The organism is Pseudoalteromonas sp. SG44-1, from assembly GCF_014164315.1.
GTDB lineage: Bacteria > Pseudomonadota > Gammaproteobacteria > Enterobacterales > Alteromonadaceae > Pseudoalteromonas > Pseudoalteromonas rhizosphaerae.
This window is the reverse complement of record NZ_JACJEW010000013.1, coordinates 1-20,542: the sequence shown is the minus strand read 5'-3', so window position 1 is coordinate 20,542 and position 20,542 is coordinate 1. Positions and strand designations below refer to the sequence as shown.

At 39.2% G+C, this 20,542-nt stretch carries 16 protein-coding genes; 8 read left to right on the top strand and 8 right to left on the bottom strand.

The window, feature by feature from the left end:
- Positions 1–265: 265 nt before the first annotated feature.
- Entirely contained in the window at positions 266–2,284 is a 2,019-nt protein-coding gene (locus tag H5187_RS08180) for a TonB-dependent siderophore receptor (RefSeq protein ID WP_182717996.1), read from the bottom strand.
- A gap of 121 nt (positions 2,285–2,405) precedes the next feature.
- Positions 2,406–3,380: a hypothetical protein gene (locus H5187_RS08175; protein ID WP_182717995.1), complete on the bottom strand. Its 975-nt coding sequence runs from the start codon at positions 3,378–3,380 to the stop codon at positions 2,406–2,408.
- Positions 3,381–3,612: 232 nt separating this feature from the next.
- On the opposite strand from H5187_RS08175, the gene gss reads away from it, so the two are divergent.
- Positions 3,613–5,502, top strand: a complete 1,890-nt coding sequence (gss, locus tag H5187_RS08170; RefSeq protein WP_182718040.1) for a bifunctional glutathionylspermidine amidase/synthase — start codon at positions 3,613–3,615, stop codon at positions 5,500–5,502.
- Positions 5,503–5,832: 330 nt separating this feature from the next.
- Positions 5,833–6,045 carry a hypothetical protein gene (locus H5187_RS08165; RefSeq protein WP_149981763.1) on the top strand — a complete coding sequence of 71 codons (213 nt, stop codon included), beginning with the start codon at positions 5,833–5,835 and terminating at the stop codon, positions 6,043–6,045.
- Positions 6,046–6,131: 86 nt separating this feature from the next.
- Here the strand turns inward: H5187_RS08165 and H5187_RS08160 are convergent, their stop codons facing one another.
- The gene (locus tag H5187_RS08160) at positions 6,132–6,581 is read right to left on the bottom strand and encodes an Lrp/AsnC family transcriptional regulator (protein ID WP_149981764.1); all 450 of its coding nucleotides are present in this window, start codon (positions 6,579–6,581) and stop codon (positions 6,132–6,134) included.
- Between the two features lie 100 nt (positions 6,582–6,681).
- Between H5187_RS08160 and H5187_RS08155 the strand changes: the two genes are divergently transcribed.
- The 3 genes from H5187_RS08155 to H5187_RS08145 all read left to right on the top strand — a co-directional run bounded on the left by H5187_RS08155 (position 6,682) and on the right by H5187_RS08145 (position 10,128).
- The gene (locus tag H5187_RS08155) at positions 6,682–7,275 is read left to right on the top strand and encodes a LysE family translocator (RefSeq protein WP_145240775.1); all 594 of its coding nucleotides are present in this window, start codon (positions 6,682–6,684) and stop codon (positions 7,273–7,275) included.
- Between the two features lie 221 nt (positions 7,276–7,496).
- Positions 7,497–9,485, top strand: coding sequence for an oleate hydratase (locus H5187_RS08150; RefSeq protein ID WP_182717993.1), 1,989 nt, complete (start codon positions 7,497–7,499; stop codon positions 9,483–9,485).
- 223 nt (positions 9,486–9,708) lie between these two features.
- A complete protein-coding gene (locus tag H5187_RS08145; protein WP_149981766.1) occupies positions 9,709–10,128 on the top strand; it encodes an HPP family protein in 420 nt (139 codons plus the stop codon).
- A gap of 84 nt (positions 10,129–10,212) precedes the next feature.
- Here H5187_RS08145 and corA read toward each other — a convergent pair whose 3' ends face one another.
- Positions 10,213–11,169 (bottom strand): magnesium/cobalt transporter CorA, encoded by a 957-nt coding sequence (corA, locus tag H5187_RS08140; RefSeq protein WP_182717992.1) that lies wholly within the window; start codon positions 11,167–11,169, stop codon positions 10,213–10,215.
- A 338-nt stretch (positions 11,170–11,507) separates the two neighbouring features.
- Between corA and dps the strand changes: the two genes are divergently transcribed.
- Positions 11,508–12,032 (top strand): DNA starvation/stationary phase protection protein Dps, encoded by a 525-nt coding sequence (dps, locus tag H5187_RS08135; RefSeq protein ID WP_149981768.1) that lies wholly within the window; start codon positions 11,508–11,510, stop codon positions 12,030–12,032.
- 122 nt (positions 12,033–12,154) lie between these two features.
- Here dps and H5187_RS08130 read toward each other — a convergent pair whose 3' ends face one another.
- Positions 12,155–13,822 (bottom strand): methyl-accepting chemotaxis protein, encoded by a 1,668-nt coding sequence (locus H5187_RS08130; RefSeq protein WP_149981769.1) that lies wholly within the window; start codon positions 13,820–13,822, stop codon positions 12,155–12,157.
- Positions 13,823–14,279: 457 nt separating this feature from the next.
- Here H5187_RS08130 and H5187_RS08125 point away from each other — a divergent pair, with 457 nt between their 5' ends.
- Positions 14,280–14,645 (top strand): DUF2237 family protein, encoded by a 366-nt coding sequence (locus tag H5187_RS08125; RefSeq protein ID WP_149981770.1) that lies wholly within the window; start codon positions 14,280–14,282, stop codon positions 14,643–14,645.
- Positions 14,646–14,921: 276 nt separating this feature from the next.
- Positions 14,922–16,664, top strand: a complete 1,743-nt coding sequence (locus H5187_RS08120; protein ID WP_182740135.1) for a SulP family inorganic anion transporter — start codon at positions 14,922–14,924, stop codon at positions 16,662–16,664.
- A 7-nt stretch (positions 16,665–16,671) separates the two neighbouring features.
- Here the strand turns inward: H5187_RS08120 and H5187_RS08115 are convergent, their stop codons facing one another.
- The 3 genes from H5187_RS08115 to H5187_RS08105 all read right to left on the bottom strand — a co-directional run bounded on the left by H5187_RS08115 (position 16,672) and on the right by H5187_RS08105 (position 20,313).
- A complete protein-coding gene (locus H5187_RS08115) occupies positions 16,672–19,353 on the bottom strand; it encodes a DEAD/DEAH box helicase (protein ID WP_220493256.1) in 2,682 nt (893 codons plus the stop codon).
- A gap of 173 nt (positions 19,354–19,526) precedes the next feature.
- Positions 19,527–19,823, bottom strand: a complete 297-nt coding sequence (locus tag H5187_RS08110; protein ID WP_182717990.1) for a hypothetical protein — start codon at positions 19,821–19,823, stop codon at positions 19,527–19,529.
- 28 nt (positions 19,824–19,851) lie between these two features.
- Positions 19,852–20,313, bottom strand: a complete 462-nt coding sequence (locus H5187_RS08105) for a GNAT family N-acetyltransferase (RefSeq protein ID WP_182717989.1) — start codon at positions 20,311–20,313, stop codon at positions 19,852–19,854.
- Between the last annotated feature and the right edge of the window lie 229 nt (positions 20,314–20,542).

Genomic DNA, 20,542 nt, shown 5'->3' with positions numbered 1-20,542 from the left:
AAATTAAAAAACTTCGCTCTAAAGTTAACTATTACCTCTGTTAGGATTTATTTTTAGACCTAAAGTTGTGCATATTTAGGAGAGATATTGCAATATTCTATATTGGATGAAGTCAATATTTATATCTATTCGCAGGACAAGTGTTGCCCAGGACCATACAAGCAAGTTAGCCTTCAACATGGCTATCAGCAAACATTGAATTTAAAAAGCACCTTGATAACCCGCTTTGCATTAACTGTTTTAAATAACCTAGCAGGTCATCCTATTAAAATGACAATGCCACACTCATTTCATAACTTTGTGGCTCTTTCCTTACGTCATAGTAGCTATCTGGCGCATAGGTAGGGTTATAATGCTGTTTATCAAACATATTTTTTACACCAATAGTCCATTGCCACGCACTTTGCTTACTAGGGCGATAACTCAAGTGAGCATCCAAAGTCCAGTAGCTACCTTTATTATCTCGTTGTGCAATTTCTGGCACTTTTACACTGGTATGATAGCTTAGGCTTTGGTTACGCCGACTAAGGTAATTAATTCCCGCATAAAATGAAAATTGCTCATCCTCCATAAACAGCAGCCAATTTAATGTATCTTTTGCCAATGACGCTTGCTCTGAATTAACTCGGGTATAATTAAATGAAGTACTAATGCGGTTAAAGTGAGACCAATCTGCATAATATTGATTATTCCACTCAACTTCATATCCAGGAACGTGTAATTGCTCACTGCTATTTTCGTAAGGCTTACCATTTACAGACTGAATAAACTCACTCAAGTAACTGCTAAACCCGCGCAGAGTAATATTATTATTAGCTGAAAAATGATAAACCCACTCACCTTCAAATGTCTCTATTTGTTCAGGATTTAGATTTGGATTTCCTGATATATTATTGTCACTGCGCACTTCATATTGCTGTAAAAAAGTAGGCGCTCGAAAAGCCGTTCCCCATATCAATTTACCAGACCACTGTTCATTACCTTGATAAGTCACAGCAATCCGCGGAGAAGTTTCTGAGCTGAACTCAGGGTAGTCATCAACCCGCACACCAACCGTCAATCCTAAGCGTTGCTCAAAAAATAGTGATTCTTGTTGAAAGTAAATAGCTCGGTTATGGCTTGATGGTGTTAAGTCACCATCTCGAATCACCCTTGATTCATACTCATTAACTTCTACCGCGTTTTGTTTTTTTATCGTCTCATGATATTCACCAACTTGACGTTGTTGAAAGGTCAGCCCCAAAATAGCATGGTGATTTGGATTAAACGCGTAACTCCACTGACTGCGCACACCATTTGATGTGGAATCCAAGTCTGAGTCAGAATAAAAATCAATATTGCCCTGCAGATCGGTAATCGTGCGCTCAAAGTAGCGCTTCACCTTGTAGGTATACAATTGATTTTCTATCGATAATTTATCAAAGCTAAGTTTATTTTGAATGTGCGCACTGAGTGTTTGATAGCGTTGAGATTTATATTGATTTGACGAATAATGAGGATACTCTGTCGTGTAATCATCATAATTTATAGCAAATTGCCACTGTTCATTGCGTAAAGACACTCCCAGACTTTTAGCATCAACATTATTATCATGTGTTGATGCAAAACCGTTGCGGTCATATTGTTGAGGATAGCCTTTGCTATCTAAGAGTCGCCCTGACAAAACAAATGTTCCGCCCGCAAACTCTTTCCCCGTATTGATAGTAGCTGATTGACGGTCGTAACTGGCAACCCCTGCTGAGATGCGAGTTCGTTCAGGCGCTTTTGCTTTCGTAAAAATAGAAATCAAACCTGAATATGCATCACCACCATATAATGCAGATCCTGGTCCGCGGATAACTTCTATTCGCTCAATATTATTTATTTGTATCTGTTCATCAGGAGACCAGCCTCCAATTAAACCTTCCCGCTGAGGTACGCCATCAATAGTTAACATTACTTTGCTGTTTCGACCTGATGGAATGCCTCGGATCCACACCATGTCTCGGCCATTTCGCCGCGATAGTATTTGTACGCCAGGCAACATTTTCAATATATCTGATAGCGTTCGCGCGCCCATACTTGCAATTTGAGTGGCGTTAACTGAGCTAATAATATTCGGCGCTTGGCTTATCTTTTTTACGGTTTGTGAAGGGCTCACAACTTCAATGTTAAGTAGGCTCTCAAGCGGGATCTCAAATAGGTTAGTATCTTGCTCATTACTATATGAAAAACTTGGCAAAGCTGCCAAGCACATAACTAATGAATTAAGCGGCAAATAACGAGTCAAACGTTTAGGCTTCATATCATACTTAATAAAACTAATAACCATAAAAAGGCTAGCTTAATTACCACTATATTGCCACAAGACAACACCAAGTTTTTACTCTAGCTGATTAATTTTTTTGAAATTAATAGCAAAACAACTATAAGAATAAATGCGCAGGAAGGTACACTTCTTGGCGCAGCAACTCTCGTCCTTGTTTAAGTGCATTGTTATACGAAGGTTTATTATCAGCATGAATGTAGCCAAAGAAAAATTCAAAATCTTGCATATGCTGTTGATAATATAAACGCTGCATTGGGGATGCAAAGCCCTGTCCTCTAAATTGCCCAGTAATAAAAATATCACTGATTAGTAAACCGTTAAACCCTAGCTCATCGCTCGACTCAGCCATTATCATACCCAGTGGCTTACCTCTATAAAACGCCGCGCTGCACAATCCGGCTGCAATAGCTTCGCTGATATCGTCTTTTTCGCTAATTGGTACTATTGTTGCCATTTCAGGATGCTGCATTAAAAACTGAGTATAGTCACGCTCATACCAAGGCCAATCTTTATCAAGTTCAAACGGCTGCAATGCAATATCTGCACAGAGTAATTCATCAACAGTCAGTTTAGGATCTTGTGCTGCTAACAATGAATCAACAGCGCGGCTACCGGCCAAACTTAGCAGTTGTTTGGCTGGTATTGATCCTGGTGCTGGCCATATACAAATATATCTAGGCGTACACCAGCAAAATACCTTACTAATATAGCGGACCAGCTGTGCAAGTAATGGTTCTGATAACGGATGCTCACTAAACACTTCAAACATAGTCTCGTCATCATCATTACGACAAACACTGACTATAAATAAGCTACCATCATCAGCTTCTACAACTTGCGCGTATAGATCATCATCTGGCACGCTGTCACTAATTGCCCGCCTTTGACGAAGCTCGGCAAAATGCTCTGCATTACAATCTTCATTCAGCGCAAGTAAGTCTTCACACTCTTTAGCGATTGCTTTTTCAGTATCTAAACCTATAATTTTATTTAAATTATAAGTTTTTAAAACTCCCTGACCTAAGCGACGTAAACATTTTTCATCAATTTTATATAATGGATAATGACGCATAACTTCCCTTTAATGACTGTTTTTAGTTAATATGGGGACAATAAAGACGTAAATCAACTAAATGATAATTAAGTGATTAATGAGCTCTTTGTAATACGCAATAACGGTTGGTTAACGCATCTAGCAGCAACATATAAAATGCCTGAAAGATTATATTTATTATCTTGCTATCGGCCTTATTCACTCCTATAGTCTGCAAATTATCACTCCTTAATTTTGAATTACTTTGTCTATCAAATCCCGCGTTCCTGTCAGTCAGTTTGGTGAATTATTAGGTTATGCGCCTGGTAATGTTGCTGTTTATTCGTCTGATTACGATACAGCTGACGAAACAATTTATCCTAACCGTAGCGCCTATCGTAGTTACCTCGATGGTATTTACATGGGCTATAAATGGCAATGTGTTGAATTTGCGCGACGCTGGATGTATCTCAATCATGGCTATATTTTTGATGATGTTGCAATGGCTTACGATATTTTTGAGCTACGCTCAGTGCGTGACATAAACAATCAAACCAGGTTGCCTTTACAAGCATTTCGTAATGGTGCAAAACACCACCCAGTGGTAGGAAGTTTACTCATTTGGGAAGAAGGCGGTGAATTTGAAGAAACTGGCCATGTTGCGGTGGTGGTTGAAGTACATCAGGATAAAATTCGTCTTGCTGAACAAAACGTGGCCCATCAGCTATGGCCGCAAGATCAACAGTGGTGTCGCGAACTCAAAGCGAAAGTCACAAAAGAAGGTGACTACTGGATTGAGTGCTCTTACAGTGACGCCACTATTTTAGGCTGGATGACACAAACTGAGCACAGCGAATTTAGTGAACCGACGCCTGAAATAAGCACTGATCTGTTTGCCATAAAAGCCCAATATGCCACTGATTATGGGCAAGCCACTAAGTCATGGCTTAACATTGCCAATGACGATGAAGCAGCCTACGTAGAGATGATGCATGGGCATAAATTGACTTCAGTTAATGCTGATCAACATCATTATTTTACAATTTCAAAAACCGCTCAACAAACTATTGAACATGCTACCAATGAATTACATGGCTTGTTTATGCATGCAACAGACTATGTACTGCAGCATCCTGAGCTATTAAAAAAGTTTAATTTACCCGATGCGGTGCTCAATAAGATCCGCCAATCCTGGGATAATCGCTTAAATCAACTGATCACCAGTCGATTTGATTTTGCATTAACTCCCGCAGGCTTGAAAGTCTATGAATACAACTGCGATTCAGCATCGTGCTATATGGAAAGTGGCAAAGTACAAGGTAAATGGGCCAAACACTTTGGTGTTAAAACGGGCATTGATGCCGGCCATGATTTATTTAAAGATTTAGTAAGGGCATGGCGAAAAAGTGAAGTAAACGGCCTTGTCCATATATTGCAAGATGATGAGCCAGAAGAACATTACCATGCATTGTTTATGAAAGAAGCCATTGAAGCCGCTGGTTTTGAGTGCAAAGTAATCATTGGTTTGACTGATTTACACTGGGACGCAGCGGGCAATATTGTTGATGCTGATGGCGAAAAACTCAGTTACGTTTGGAAAACATGGTCATGGGAAACCGCTCTTGATCAAATAAGACTAGAGTGTGAGGCAGATCAATCCCAAAGCGATGATTTTGAGCCGCACTGGCAATCTGGTAAAACCCCACGCTTGGTCGATGTATTACTTCGTAAAAATGTGATGGTTTTTGAGCCGCTATGGACATTAATACCCAGTAATAAAGCAATTTTGCCAGTACTGTGGAGTTTATTTCCAAATCATCCGTTTTTACTCAATACTGCATTTGATTTAAATGATGAGCTATTGCAAACAGGCTATGTCGTTAAACCGATTGTTGGTCGATGCGGTGCAAATATTCAACTCGTTGATGAACAACAACACGTAATAGAAAAAACAACGGGTCATTTTGCCTCTCAAGAGCAAATATACCAGCAGTTATTTGCCCTTCCTAAAGTAGCTGACTACTTTGTGCAAATATGTAGTTTTACCGCAGCAGGTAAATACGCCGGTGCTGGCGTACGCGTTGATAAAAGCATGATTATAAACGGCCACAGCGATTGTATGGCACTGCGTATCAGCGATGATAGTTACTATAGTTCTTAACTAAAGAAGAGCCATTCTAACAATAAAATGGCTCTTCTTCACATAAAAAGCTGACTATTGCCTGTGACTTCTATGTGGCTACAAGTTTATCAAAAACTTACCTTAATATGTCCTAATGTTAAATCGAAGCAACATAAATAACGCCAGCATACTTATTAAAATGAAAATCCCTTTATGTGCAAATTCCCTACACCTAAATTTTTTCATAACACATGCTTTTAAAGAACCCTTTACGCAAACAATACACAGTGCTAATATCGGTACACTATTGATTTTAAATTTAATACTCATTTAAAATCAATATATTAAATTATAAATAAGGATGATGATATGAAATTAATTAACACCACTTTGTTGCTTGCAACTTTTATATTTACAGCAATAGCATCTAATGCATCTGCCGCTACTGATCCATGGTATGTATATGCAAGTAAAGTAAATGGTTATAGGATGTGTGCTCAAGCCAGCCCTGGATCTGGATGGTATAAAGCAAGCCCAAATGGTTATTCAACTAAAGGCGCATGTAACTACTATGAAAGATAATATTTAATTAATTCGCCTTAATTTTGAGCTTTGCGAGCAAGGCTCTATTAACCTCAACTATTAATAAGATAGATTATCCAACTACTTTACGCCCGCTCATCTTTTGGTGAGTCCATCACTACATGCGAAGTGATCGTTCGTACCTGTGGGATTGATCCTAAAACATCAGCATGGAATGCTTTATAAGACTTAATATCAGCGGTTTCTACTCTAAGTAAATATTCAAATGCTCCTGTGACATTATGGCACTCTTTAACTTCATCAATAAACTCAAGTGCTTGTTCAAAAGCTCGTTGTGATTTCGTAGAGTGCTCATTTAAACCCACCCCCACATACGCGACAAAACCAAGTCCAAACGCTTGATTATTAATAACTGCTCGGTAGCCTTTGATCACACCTGCTTTTTCTAACTCTTGTACACGGCGCAAGCATGCTGATGGGGATAAACCAACCAAATCAGCAAGTTCAGCGTTGGCAATTCGACCACTGCGCTTTAATTCTTGCAATATCCTGTCGTTAATTCGATCTTTTTTCATATTAAGTTGCTAAAGTAAATTTTTAATAGATTAATAAGCGCAAAAATTGCGAGCCATACAAAATATAATTGCACAATCATTATCAACTGAGCAACTATAAATGAATATTGAATTGGTATCAGCATTAGCATTATTTGCACTTGTATCTTCCATCACCCCAGGTCCTAACAACCTGATGTTAATGAACTCAGGCGCTAACTTTGGTTTTAAACGTTCATTGCCACATTTACTCGGCGTAACAATTGGCTTTGTGATCATGCTCGTATTGGTTGGTTTAGGTGTCATGCAATTATTTGACTTTGTGCCATGGAGTTACCAGCTATTAAAAGTGCTTTGCATTGCTTATTTGCTTTATCTTGCTTATAAAATTGCCAGTAATAAAACTCCTATCGGTGCTAAAAATAGCGATACTAGACCTTTTTCTTTTGTACAAGCATCTTTATTTCAATGGGTTAACCCGAAAGCCTGGACTATGGCATTAAGTGCAGTGAGTGTTTATGCCCCATCCAAAGGAATTGGTGCAGTGGTACTTGTAGGTCTTATTTTCGGTATAGTTAATTTACCCTGTGTCTGCTCATGGACGTTAGTCGGACAAAAGCTACAAGTATGGCTAAAAGATCGCAAGCGCCTACGAGCATTCAATATTTTTATGGCTGTATTGTTAGTCGCCTCGGTACTTTTTAGTATGCTGTGAGTAATAAAACAAATAAACGCCTTAACAATGGCAACTTGGTTAAGTTGCCATTGTTAACCTCAATTTCGGATAACAAATCAATTTCCAGCAGCTAACTTATAAACCCCCTCGCGAACTAAAACTTTGATCTACTGCAACATGACTATGCTTGCCTCGTGCAATTATGGAGAGACTTGCAAACAGTACTGACACTTATCTATATTCATGAAGAGGGATGGCTAATGACGAATAAAGCAATAGCGAAGTTTAATATTTCTGCAACCGCAGCAAGTAATTTCCAACATGAAGCTGACGCAACGGCTGATTTTTGGGGCAATAAACCACTTAATACCTTGCCCCCTCATGATTTTATTGCTCCTTATGCACGTCATAAAACGCTGCCTACACCCGGTATAGAAAAACGTAATGCTTGGATCATTGGTGGAGGTATTGGTGGCCTAGCAGCGGCATTTTATCTTATCCGTGATGGCCATATGAGCGCTGAAAATATTACCATTTTGGAAGAAATGGATATTGAAGGCGGTTCAATGGATGGCGCGGGTAACCCTGATGACGGCTATATTATTCGTGGTGGCCGTGAAATGAACTGGAATTACGACACCTTGTGGGATCTGTTTCAAGACGTTCCCGCTGTTGAACTGCCCGAAGGCTATTCTGTGCTTGATGAGTACCGTTTAATTAATGATAACGACGCTAATTACTCACAAGCCCGTTTAATAAATAAATGCGGTGAGATACTCGATGCAAGTGACTTTGGCCTGAATAAAGCCCAGCAATGGGAGCTGATCCGTTTAATGCTCAAGCGCAAAGAAGAGCTTGACGATCTCAGCATTGAAGACTATTTCAGCAAAGGTTTTTTACAAAGCAATTTTTGGTTTTTATTTCGTACTATGTTTGCCTTTAAAAATTGTCATAGCTTGTTAGAAACTAAACTGTATTTGCATCGCTTTCTTGATTCTATTGATGGCTTTGCCGACATGTCTGTTTTACTTTTTCCGAAATATAATCAATACGATACCTTTATTAAACCGCTTGCTAATTTATTACGAGACAAAGGCGTGAATTTTCAATTTGCAAGCCGTGTAAACGATCTGGATATAACATTTACCGGTAATAAAAAAACCGTAACGGGGATCCATGCCACTATAAAAGGTCAAGCACAGCATATTAACGTTGCTCCAGACGATTTAGTTTATGCACTAACGGGTTCAATGACAGAGCATACCGCTTATGGCGACATGCAAAATGTGCCCGAGCTAAACTGTGAAAAACACGATCCCGGCGAAAATAGCGGGTGGAATTTATGGAAAAACCTCGCGAAGAAATCAGCTGTTTTTGGTAAACCCGAAAAATTTTATGGCGATATTGATAAATCTATGTGGGAGTCAGCCACACTAACTTGCAAGCCATCCCCACTTATAGATAAGCTAAAGACATTATCAGTAAACGATCCTTACTCTGGTCGCACGGTAACTGGCGGCATTATTACTTTTACAGACTCTAACTGGCTATTGAGTGTAACGTGTAACCGCCAACCTCATTTTCCAGATCAACCCGATGATACGTTAGTACTTTGGGTCTATGGTTTATTAATGGACAAACAAGGTAATCGTATCGTTAAAACAATGCCACAATGTAGCGGTGAAGAAATAATTACGGAGCTTTGCTACCATTTGGGCATTGAACAGCAGCTTGATGAAATCATTGCCAATACCAAGATACGTACAGCGCTAATGCCTTATATCACAGCTCAATTTATGACTCGTGCAGCTGGTGACAGACCCACCTCAGTTCCTGAAGGTTGTACAAACTTAGGTTTGATTGGTCAATTTGTTGAAACCCACAACGATATTATATTCACGATGGAAGCCTCTATTCGTACAGCACGTATTGGGGTATATAAGTTACTTAATATCCCTAAACAAGTGCCCGACATTAGCCCAACCCAATATGATATTCGTAACCTAATTAAAGGAGCTAGAGCGCTCAACAGCGGCAAGCCCTTTATTGGCGAGCGGTTATTACACCGCCTGCTTGATAAAACCTACTTTGCTCATATTTTACCGCCATTACCAGAGCCAAGTAGTAAAGAACAAATCCATTTTGAAGCAGAAATGCATGAGCTACTGGGCAAAGGCAGCTCGGCGATGCATAAATTTTCAAGCTGGGTTGGTACACTCAGGGATAATTTTTCGCATAAAGATAAATAATCTGAGCTTCGGATAATAAATCTATCCTCAATGGCTATGGATGGCCAAGCTAAAAACTATTTCTATACAAAATACAAAGCCTTGATCTTGATAAAGTGCAATAAGAAAAAACCAGGCTAGAATAAATAATAATATGAGCTCTGGATAATAAATCTGTCTCCAGTAGCTATTTTAGTAAACCTTTTTAACCAAAGTTCTGGTTAGTAATTTAACAGGAGCCAAAATGAGCCAAACAGTTGCAGATTTAATGACATCAGATCCATATGCCGTAAGTGCAGAAAACACCCTACACGACGCACATAATCTAATGAAGGAAAAAAATATCCGCCATATTCCGGTAATTGATCACAATGGCGAACTAGTGGGTATGTTGACACAAAAAATCATGATTGCCCAAGTGATGAATATTATGGCTAATTACAGCCCTAGCGCACTTGAACGAAAGGAAAAACAAACGAAAATACACACTATTATGGCAACCGATTTTGCCACTGTACTAGCAACCCAACCACTGCAAGATGTTGCTCGGTTTTTTGTTGATAACCGCCATGGTTGCATGCCTGTGATCACTGAAAAAAATAAACTCGTGGGTATACTTACCTCGTCAGACTTTGTACGCCTAGCGGCCGCTTTATTATCTTAATGCAAGGTGATAATAAGACCGCTATCCGTATAAAATGAATATAAACTCGTGTAATCGTGTATGCCAAGTAGTCCTTGGCACACACTACAGCCAGCCTTTGTGTTTAAAAAATAAATAAGGGGCAAAGCCCGATAGCAACATAATGCCAATTGCAAATGGGTAACCCCATTCCCATTGCAGCTCAGGCATTATATTAAAGTTCATCCCATATACACTGGCGACTACGGTAGGTGGTAAAAAAACCACCGAAGCAATAGAGAAGGTTTTGATAATTTGATTTTGTTCAATGTTAATAAAACCTTGTGTTGAATCCATCAAAAAGTTCACCTTATCAAACAAAAAGGTACAGTGAGACATTAGCGTATCTATATCAAGTACAATTTCTCGTAGTGATTCGCGATCCTCATTTTGTACACCTAAACGACGTATTAAAAACGAAATATTGCGCCGCGTATCCATTAAACACAAACGCACTTTCCCATTCGCATCCTCTAAACGCGCGATACGACTGACCGCTTCTTCTAGATCAGAGTCATCTTCTTCTAGTACATATGCACTGAGCTTCTCTAACTGATGATGCATATCCTCGAGCATATCAGCATGGTTTTCGACTTTTTGATCGAATAATGTAACCAATAACTGTTTTGGCGTATCACACATTACTTGACCTTTACGTGCTCTTAAGCGTAACAATCGAAAGTCAGCCAGCTCGTCATCGCGAATGGTCAGCAAACAGTTATCCTGAAGTAAACAGGCCACTGTTACCGTATTAAAACGTCCTTCATTGGGCGACATAAACAATGCGTGCACATGCAAGCCTTCATTGTCGATAAAACATCGCGATGAAGCTTCAATCTCTTGCACATCCCCTGACTCAGGAAAAGTTATATTGAGCGTTTTTGCGAGCGTATTTCGCTCATCTTCCGTTGGGTTGATTGTGTCAATCCAGTGTGCATTTCTGATTGATGCTTCAAGAGAAGTATCGGATGAAGGCTCTAACTCTCTGATCACCCCCTGCTCGATAGAAAAAAATCTCAACATGCACTTCTCCTTTAATAACAAGATGGGTTGAGTATATGTAAGTGATGATTAATCAACAATGATAATACACTTCTGTATCACAGTTATTATTGAGAGTAAGTAATTCGCTAACACGTAACAGCATCTTTTATTTTGCAGATTTTACAAAAAAGTGCATATTTTTCATGGCATTTCAAAGAAATGCTTTCATCACCCAACTTCAAAAAACATATAAATTATTAAATATCAGAAACTTAAAAAATAATTTTTATCGGCACAGCCATTGCTTTATATAAACTAACGCATGTTCATAGACTTTATTAGACGCTGTGAACATTCCTTATAAATCAGGAGGAATAATGAGTAACAATAACGAAACAAACAAAATCGCTGAATTTACTGCCCCAGGTATGAATGAAGAATCTGCAAAAAATACCATTGCTACACTTGATAACCGCATGGTCGCACTGATCGATTTACAATTGACTCTAAAACATATTCATTGGAATGTAGTTGGCCCAAATTTTATTGGCGTGCATGAAATGCTCGACCCTCAGGTTGAAGTGATCAGAGCAATGACCGACACCATCGCCGAGCGAATCGCTACGCTGGGCGGAGTTCCGGTTGGTACTCCAAAATCGATAGTTGATCGTCGTTCATGGCAAGATTACGCAATTGGTAAGGGCTTGGTAAAAGATCATTTAGTTGCGCTTGATAAAGTATACAATGGGATTAATGGCGATCACCGAAGTGCGATTGGCAAGCTATCAGAGCTCGATCCTGTATCTGAGGATATGCTAATTAGCCAACTTGCCGATTTAGAACAGTTTCAATGGTTTGTGCGTGCACACTTAGAATCGTCAACGGGCAAACTCAATAGCTAATCTAGCGGTTTTGTGTTCAGTTTAAACTGATTCATTTATATTTAAAGTCAAAGATCAGGCTATTTAAAGCCTGATCTTTATTTATTACTGCTCAACAATAATACCGCTATTTTTTGTTTATATTAGATCTTAAACTGACCTACCAAATCGCCTAAACTCTCCCCTCGACCAGCTAAGTGATGACTGACTGATGAGGTTGTTTTAATTGAACGAGTAAGCTCATTAACGATTTCTTGAATCGCAAAAACGTTACGGTTAATTTCCTCAGTTACACTACTTTGCTCTGTGGCAGCGGTAGCTATTTGTGTGCTCATATCGTTAATTGTAGTAACCGAGCTGGTTACCGCTCCTAAACTTTCAGAAATTGCGCGAGATGACTCAACTGAGCGATTACAGCTTTGCTGACTTGCCAACATTGCCTTTACCGCAGCCGTGACTAGCGTATGTAACTCATTAAGCATTTCATTAATCTCTAACGTACTCTCTTGTGTACGACTGGCTAAACTTCTCACTTCATCAGCTACAACCGCAAAACCACGGCCTTGCTCGCCAGCCCTTGCAGCTTCAATAGCCGCATTAAGGGCCAGTAAGTTAGTTTGCTCAGCAATGCCACCGATAACACTTAATACACTGTTAATTTTTTTAGATTGTTCACTTAATGAATTAACCTGTTCAGCAGCTTGATTAATCTCACTCATTAAATTTGAAACTTCTTCTAAAGAAACATCTACACATTTTTGAGCATTGGCAACATCTTGCGTGGCTGACTGGGTTGATACCGCCACTTGTGTGGTATTTTGCGCGACTTCCTGAGATGTTGCTGACATTTCGGTGATCGCCGTTGCTACCAGCTCAGTTTCATGATTATGGTTTACTAACTGATTTTCAATTAACTGTGTTTGTGTATTGATATCATTTGATGAATCTTTTACATCACGGGTTACATCTGCCACATTGGTGATAATGCTATGTAGTTTACTAACAAACACATTAAATGAATTACCCAATTGACCAATTTCATCGTTACTATGCACTTCTAAGCGCTTAGTCAGATCACCTTCGCCTTTTGCAATATCATCTAAGTTTTGCACCATATTGTGAATTGGTTTTACCATATTGTTTGCCGCAATTAAGGCAAAAAACACCGTCAACACCACCCAAAATAATGCAATTAATAACAGGGTCGTTACTTTTTCATTCATATGAGCTTGTATTGTTGCTTGGTACTTTGTTAGCTCAGCTTCAATATCATCCATATAAGCGCCCGTTCCTAGCATCCAATCTGTACCAGGAACCATCGCTGCATAGCCCATTTTTTCAACTAAACCCGTTGTATTAGGCTTTTGAAAATCATAATAAAAAGCACCGCCACCTTGTCTTGCTTGCTCAAGCAACCCAACAATTATTTTTTTACCATTAGGATCGGTCATGGCTATTTTATTTTGCCCTTCAATTGCATCACCCAATAACGCATGGAAAATACTAACGCCTTTTGTATCATAGATAAAAAAGTAACCATCTTTACCAAAAGTGAGATCTCGCAATGCATTTTTTGCATCTTCTTTAGTCCCCTTGGCTAGTTCGTAATTAATTATTTGGCGGCCTATCTCAACCTCAGTTGCTAATAAACTTTCTTTGTCAGCAATTAATTTTGTTTTAAACGATACAAAATTTTGCTGCTGATTTTGATACTCTAAATAATATGAGCTGGCCATTAAACTAATTAACAGCAGCGTGAGCGGCAAAATAGCTAATAGCAACAGCTTATTTTTCAGACTTAGATTACTCATTTTTCCTCACGTGTAACAATGTAAAGCTCCATAGTATTGATACATCGAGAGCTTATAAAAACTGTAATTATACTGCCAATTACAATTAAGTGTTTATTTGAAATCAAAAGCTATTCAAATACCATATTCACATATATATAGATTCTGGATATAAGACAAACGTATAGTAGCCGCAAAGCTACCATAATAAATTTTTACTAGTACAGTAAACGTAAAAATTGCTAGCCAACAAAAACACAATTGCACAATAATCACACAACACGCAACTATAAATGAATATTGAACTGATTTTGGCCTCGCCATTAGTTTAATAAACTGACGTTTAATATTTTTAATGGCTATGTTATTTGTGATCTCCATGCTATCTATCAATATTCAGCTTTTCATCCACCACGTTTTCACATAGTCTGAAAGCAGACTCAATGTAAAACAATACAAATTATAACAAGGTAGTTTTATGAGCAATCAATTAAATGTATTAGGTACGCGCTTGCATTTGTGCTGCGGGAATACAGGCTACACTCGAGAAGGATTTTGCTATGTCCCTGCATCTGATGTTGGTAACCACAGTGTATGTGCCATCATGACTGATGAATTTTTACAGTTTTCAAAAGCACAAGGCAATGACTTGATAACGCCTAATCCAATGTACGATTTTGCAGGCCTAAAGGCTGGTGATAAATGGTGTTTATGTGCCGTGCGCTGGCACCATGCGGTTGCTGAAAACGTAGCTCCGCCGGTTATACTTGAGGCCACCCATGAAAAATCGTTACAAGTAGTCTCTCTTGAAGTATTAAAGGCTCACCAATACTCTGCACGCTAAAAGTTTCTAATAAGCATTTACACACTCTAAGATAAAGCCATTGCTCTGCGCTGGTTTTATCTTAACCACCATCTAGTATGATATTAGCGATGTGGTAACACCAACCAGCTAATATCGCATATCCTTAAACTTTTTCATCAGACTTAACACTGAACCAAAAGTAGTCCTAAGTCTAAGTATCTGCTATTTATTAAAAAATCCTCAACCCTGAGCTATACTTGTTGGTATATTAAATTTACTATCCAAGTGTGCTTACGATTAAATAAGGAAACTTTAGTGCTGTCGCGTTTGTATGATTTTATGCCGGGTTTAAACACTTTACTTCATTATGAACGAAAGTGGTTTGCTGATGATGTGAGGGCTGCGTTATCCGTTGCCGCCGTTGCTCTACCTGTTGCTATCGCGTATGCACAACTTACTGGGGTTAACGCCGCTGTCGGGCTATATTCATGCATATTACCTATGATTTTATATGCCTTGTTTGGTACTTCCAAACAATTGATTGTCGGACCAGATGCAGCAACATGTGCGGTTATTGCTGCGGTGGTGACACCACTTGCAGCTGGGGACAGTGTTAAACACTGGCAACTCGTTGTAACTATGACCGCGATGACTGGCTTTTGGTGCTTTATTGCTAGCCGATTTAAATTAGGGGTATTAGCAGACTTCTTATCCAAGCCTATTTTAATGGGCTTATTAAACGGTGTTGCAATTACGATTATTGTCAGCCAATTTTCTAAAGTATTCGGTTTTACCTTCGATGACAGATATTTACTTGAACGATTAGGAGGTGTGCCTACTTATTTATCACAAACCCACATTCCTACTCTATTAATGGCCCTGTTTACCCTCGGTGTTTTTTTTGCCATGAAGCGACTAAAACCGACTTGGCCAGCATCTATGTTTGCTATCGCATTTGGTGCCCTATTAGTGTGGGTTTTTAATTTAAAGCAGTTTGATATCAACACAATTGGCACTGTAACCGGTGGCCTTCCAGTGTTTAACACCCCTATTTATGATATTGGTATTATTCGTGAACTTGTCGTGCCTGCACTTAACTTAGCAATAGTTAGCTTTGTCAGTATGATGCTAACCGCTCGCAGTTTTGCAGCTAAAAATGGTTACGACATAGATGCTGACAAAGAGTTTAGAGCGTTAGGTATTGCGAACATTGGCTCTGCTTTATCACAAGGTTTTGCTGTCAGTGGTGCAGACTCTCGTACAGCTGTTAACGATGATTCCGGTGGTAAAACGCAATTAGTGTCGATTATCGCAGCGGGAATTATTGCTGTTATCGCCCTATTTTTAACCGCTCCCCTAGAATTTATTCCCAGTGCAGCATTAGGTGTTGTGCTTATTATTGCTTCAATCCATTTATTAGACTTAAAAGCCATTTGGCTATTAAAGCGTAAAGACAAACAAGCATTTTACCTTGCGCTAGCCACCTTATTCGCAGTGTTATTTATTGGCGTAATACCAGGCATCACTCTCGCTGTACTATTGGGGTTATTCCAGTTTATTCGCACCGTAATGCGCCCTACCGACAATATATTAGGTGTTGATATTAAGGGCGTTGTTAGGAGCCTTGATGCCACAGATAAAGCAAAGTCAGTACAAGGAGTCTTTATTTATCGTTTTAATTCTCCTTTAACTTACTTTAATGCCGGTTACTTTAAACGGCGTTTGCTAGAACAATATGCGCGGCAAAAAGACGACACGCAATGCGTTATTATCGACGCAGTCCCCTGCTTCACCCATTTAGATTTAAGTGTCATGGCCATGCTCGCCGATTTAGACGTGATATTTAAAAAACGTGGTATTCGATTAGAACTTGCTGGCAGAAAGCGGCAATTACTATCATGGTTTGAAATTGCTGGTATGACATCCGGTAAAGACGGCATCTACGTGCATTCAGATCTCTATATTGCCTTACAAAAAAACAGCGTCAGCCAATCAAGTGCCGAAGTAAACTTGTTCGAAACTAAAGAAGTTAAAGATGCCAGTACACAACAAGCCTAAATAAATATTAAGTCTTGTTGTTACTCATCTTCAACCGACTAACAATTGCTTGCATACAGGTATCTCTATCGACAACCCATAAGCCATAGCTTATGGGTAGCATTTCAATATTGGCACGACTAAATAGCTTATAGGTATCCAGTTCAAAGAAATCAGCCCAAGGTCCAGGGTAACCAATCAGATCGACAGCTAAGTAGCGGCCATGATAGCGGCATAAAATATCAACCTCGGTCCCCGCAACAGCATACCCAGGCCATGTTTCTATCTGCAATTTCATCAGCTCTTGTATTACATCGCGTTGAAAATCATCGACATCAGACAAACACGTATGAGCGGCTGCAAACTCACTTACCGAGCCTAAGTAACGTCTTAATAAATAATGTTCTGGTAACTGTGTTTCATCAATGGATAAAAATAAATGCTGTGCTTGTCTTGCCCGCGTTATAGTCACGTTAAAAACATCTGCTTTATTTAAATATACTGCCGCACGTTTTGCATCATTATCGACGGCAAAAGAGATCAACATAACATCGCGTTCCTCCCCCTGAAAACCAAAAGGAGTGGCGGCTCTGAGCTTATGTTTAATTATTTCAGCGTCACTAAAATTAGCGTCTATTTGCTTTGCTATAAAATCTGCTTGGCTTCGAAATGGCGAAACAATTCCGATACTGTGATAAACACCCGCTTCTCGATCATCACTCATTTGCTGTTTTATGCTCGCGATTACAGCGTTGGCTTCGAGCTGATTAACGCCATTTTTATCTCTTTCACCATTAACGCGATGGATAAATAAATGCCCACTGCTTGTACAAGGGCGATGCTGCATTACTTTTAATTTTGATTGATAAAAATAGCGGTTACTAAAATGAATTAACTCAGGTTTACTTCTAAAATGCTCATCTAAAAAGGCTAATTGCTGATCGCTATTGAGTGTATTTAATGTCAAATCTAAAATTGAATTATCACGATAACTAACAACCCCCTCACTCGAGAGTGATAGTTGATTCTTAGTGCGAAGCTGAGCCTCTTTTGATTTTGCTAAAAAAGAGTAATGCCTTAATTGCTTTGTATCGCCAACTACAAGCGCTCGTTTTGCACGATAAAGTGCTGGTAAACAACTGCTAATATTGCACTGTGTTGCTTCATCGATAATAACTAAATCAAACATTTGCGGCTTTAAGGGTAATACCCTATACAGCGAATTCAAACTCACTAACCACACAGGAAACGCCGCTAGCAATGATGAGTATTCTATATTATCAAACAGCTCAAACTGCCTTTTAGAAGTACGACTGCGAATAGCCTGATTAAACGCCTGCAGCGATTTACGCTGAGTGTTAACTAACGTTCGCAAATTAGTATTCTTTAACACGGTTAAATAACGACTAGCCAGCAGCTCTCTTTTTGTTTGTTGATCGTTAATTTCATCTAAAGCAGACCACTGTTTTGCAAGCTTTTTAATACTGCGCTGAGCCCACTTGAGATATAAATTGCTTAACCATTGAATGTCTTTATCTTCAAGCCTTTTAAGGCGTTGACCTCGGATTATCGCTTTGCGACAAAACTTATCAAACCGTTGCTCTAAATCATTAAGTAACACATTTTGTGCTTTTAGCTCTGATTCAAAAATAGCAGGGGCTTTTTCCTGCTCATCCGCTAAATAACCAGACAATAAGTCTGCAATATACGCTTTTAGATTTTTTAAAAACTCTTTTTGCCCAGCCCTGATTGATACTTCACTTAACGCAAAATTCTCATTCAATTTATCGGCAATCACATCAAGTGCCGGATCATTATTCGCGACAATAAGTACTGACTCACCTCGCGCCATGTGCTCTGCAGCAACTGCGGCAATGGTATAACTTTTCCCTGTACCTGGCGGCCCTGACACACAGCCTAAATGCGCATTAGCAGCAATCGAAATAACTTTCTTTTGTGGTGCTGACAATAAGCCTGGTAAGTAGTCATACTTTAACGACTTAGCCGTGTTCGGCGGCAAATCATTTGAAATTAAAGCATCTATAGGGGGCGAAAGCATCTTTGAGGCTATTATTTCTTCGAGCTCATGGATCACCCCTCGACTGCTGCTTGAACGTTCAACAAACACCAGCATAGAGGCAGGTAAAAGTGTCAAATTTTTACTTTTTAAGGCTTTTTTTATTTCGGCATAATTAACAAGCTCAGGATAATTTAAAAGTTCAAATACGTTTAGCGCTAATGGGCTTTGTTTTAATAATGAAGTCCAAAAATAAGCTGATTGAATATCGGCAGTTTCATCAAGAGGTTCTGCTTCTGGCATTAACAGTTGGGTGAGCGATTCATTAATTTCAGGTTGAGAGTCGATAACCGAAAAGTAATAATCATCATCTTTTTCTATCAAGGCTTCATTAAATAAGATAGGTGAAACAACTTGTTTTATCTCACCTTTGATCTCAAGCTTACCGACTAATATAAAACGCACATACAACAAAACACGTTCACGTTGATATACCTCAACACGCTTTATTATTGGCTCAGCAAACTCTTGAGGAATAGGCATTCGCGGTAAAAAACCCGAGCCTACATCATCCCTTCCTTCAAGCACAAAGCAGTCTTGTTTTTTTAATTTACTCAAATCCCATAGGTTTAAATCCGCGCTATCTTCTTTATAGCAATCGCGGTAATACGAAAGTACATTTTTACTACTCAAAATTTTATTCCATTTAGAAGATATTACTTTTTAATACCGTAAGCATCGAGATAATTAAGATAAATTTGGTCTTAACGTGTTGGAAACTACATTTCGTGACAATACGAAGTCAATTGCAACGTTTTGTTAAGCCTTTTCGATTGCACAGCCATAATCTAAGCTGTTATGTGCTTTTAACTGCACGATTCTAGAGCCTGCTCGAAATGATCTGCTAGCTCAACGTATTGGCTACCCCAGCCATTATCCATTGCAATTTCTTGCAAGGAGGCAGTAGGTAAGAACATGTTGACCATTTGCTCTGGGCTAGAAAGATACCCAGTAGACTTAACAGAGGCAAGGTTTGCTGAAACGACAACAAGTAGCTCTTCAGGTGTTTTACTACTGAACATTGATTCTTCTGAGTCACACAGAAAACTTTCAAGGTGTGTTAAAACCTTTTCCATGTTATCTTTCATTGCTTCAGTTTCCATAGAGCCCTATCGTCACATAACGTCGCAATCACGCGTGCATTGGCTTGTTAAGTTTGAGCTCCATAGGCTGATAAACCAAGCCTGCCGATTCGCCGATTTCGCCACTACGCTCAAACCCATAATTTTCATAAGCGGTCACTGAAGATAGCGACGCGCTAACGGTAACAGTTTCAACCTTAGCATGATTCAAGGCGGATATAAGCAGCTTTCTTCCAATACCACTTTTCTGTGATTCCGGCCGAATAAAAAGCATCGCAACATGGCGACCTTCCTTAAGCTCAATGACGCCCTCGACATTTTCGTTGTTCTCAGCAACCAGCATCAAGTTATCGCCTCTCATCCTATCGAGGAATGCATCGCGCGCAGCGATATTCGAAAAGGTTGTAATCCCCTCATCAGACAATGTGCTTGCAACAGACTGCAAAAAAGAGTCCATGCAAATTGCACTTACAGCTTCAAGGTCCTTCTCTTCCACCTTCCTGATGATCATCAATGTCCCCCAAGAACATAACAACTTATTCAAAGGATCTAAACCCGCGAGTTGCAGACAGAAAACCCTTTGATTTTTTTGATACTTTCAGTCTAACTCTGTATCTAATACCAATCTGCCAAATTATGTGATCTAATTAGCACACTGATACTTATCTACTTTTACTAAATTGAACTTAGAAAAATCCAAGCAACTTTTAGCTTTATCACGTAAAGAGCCTAATGCGAGA